We start from the raw sequence: 1,569 nt of genomic DNA on the forward strand, positions 1-1,569 counted from the left end.
AGGCGGTGGGGGGTGAGGGTCTTCTTTCTTCTTCTGTCTCAGCACTCGCTCGGAAGAAGGAAGAAGACCCTCACCCAACCCTCTCCCGCAAGCGGGAGAGGGCTAATTCATTCAGTCCGCCCTACGAACGTAAGTCTGCTCGTAGACGTCGACAACGATGCGCGTCCCCGACGCAATATGCGGCGGGACCATGATGCGAACGCCATTGTCGAGGATCGCCGGCTTGTAGCTGGACGACGCGGTCTGGCCCTTCACCACGGCGTCCGCCTCGACGATCGTCGCCTCGATCGTGTCGGGCAGTTGGACGCTGATCGGCTCTTCGTCATGGAGCTCCATCACCACGTCCATGCCGTCCTGCAGGAACGCCGCGGCGTCGCCCAGCAGGTCGCGCGGCAGGGTGGTCTGCTCGTAGGTTTCCTTGTCCATGAAGGTCAGCGTATCGCCGTCTGCGAACAGGAACTGAAAGTCCTTGGTGTCGAGGCGGACGCGCTCGACCGTCTCGGCCGAGCGGAAGCGGACATTGTTCTTACGGCCGTCGCGCAGATTCTTCAGCTCGACCTGCATATATGCACCGCCCTTGCCGGGCTGGGTGTGCTGAATCTTGACGGCGCGCCAGATGCCGCCTTCATATTCGATGATATTGCCGGGACGAATGTCCACGCCGCTGATCTTCATGCGATGTACCTGCTGGAAAGAGCGAAACCGCGCCTTTAGCCAGCCGGCCCCGATCCGGCAAGCACCGCGCCGAATGCGCGCACCGCTTCCGCCTCGTCGCCGCCCCACACGGCGCTCGATACCGCGATGAAATCGGCGCCTGCCGCCACCAGCGGCGCGGCGTTCGCAGGCGTGATCCCGCCGATCGCGACGCAGGGCAATTCGAATAGCGCCGACCACCAGCTCAGAATGACCGGCTCGGGGCGATGCTTCACGTCCTTGGTCGTGGTCGGATAGAAAGCACCGAACGCGACATAGTCCGCACCTGCGTCCCCCGCTTCCATCGCCAGGTGCCGGCTGTCATGGCACGTCACGCCAATCTGCACATCCGGACCCAGCACCGACCGTGCCTCCCGCGGATCGCCGTCCTCTTGGCCGAGATGGACGCCATCGGCACCGAGCCTTTTCGCCAGCGAGACGCTGTCATTGACGATGAAGGCGACCTCGCGATCGGCGCAGATGCGCTGCAGCGGCTCCGCCAGCCGCGCAGCCTCGTGCTGGTCGACCTGCTTCACCCGAAACTGAAACGCCGCCACCGGCCCGGCGTCGAGCGCGCGCGCCAGTCGATCCGGAAAGGCGCCGCCGACGTCGAGCGGCGAGATCAGATAGAGCTGGCAAGACGGCCGCCGCACGTCGCGTTTGAACGAGGCGGCGAAATTGGGATCGAGCGGGCCGAGCGGGTCTTCAGTGTCCATCCGCCGCCCCTAGGACGAGTGCGTCTTACCGGCAACATTCCCCTTCTCCCCTTGTGGGAGAAGGGGGGAGCCGCGCGCAGCGTGGCGGGGGGATGAGGGGGAATCGGCGAAAGCTGTGAGTCCCCCTCACCCTTCCGCGGCTGCGCCGCTCCCTCCCGCA

General features: G+C 65.3%; 2 protein-coding genes. Both read right to left on the minus strand.

What is annotated here, in order from left to right:
* Window positions 1-111: 111 nt before the first annotated feature.
* Window positions 112-675, minus strand: a complete 564-nt coding sequence (gene efp / locus SMA01S_RS23895) for an elongation factor P (RefSeq protein WP_066827979.1) — start codon at window positions 673-675, stop codon at window positions 112-114.
* 35 nt (window positions 676-710) lie between these two features.
* A complete protein-coding gene (gene thiE, locus SMA01S_RS23900; RefSeq protein ID WP_066827981.1) occupies window positions 711-1,409 on the minus strand; it encodes a thiamine phosphate synthase in 699 nt (232 codons plus the stop codon).
* Between the last annotated feature and the right edge of the window lie 160 nt (window positions 1,410-1,569).

Source organism: Sphingomonas mali NBRC 15500, assembly GCF_001598415.1.
GTDB classification, from domain to species: domain Bacteria; phylum Pseudomonadota; class Alphaproteobacteria; order Sphingomonadales; family Sphingomonadaceae; genus Sphingomonas; species Sphingomonas mali.

Excerpts from the sequence above, each read along its gene's own strand:
- thiE (WP_066827981.1), bottom strand. The coding sequence starts at position 1,409 with ATGGACACTGAAGACCCGCTCGGCCCGCTCGATCCCAATTTCGCCGCC.
- efp (WP_066827979.1), bottom strand. The coding sequence starts at position 675 with ATGAAGATCAGCGGCGTGGACATTCGTCCCGGCAATATCATCGAATAT.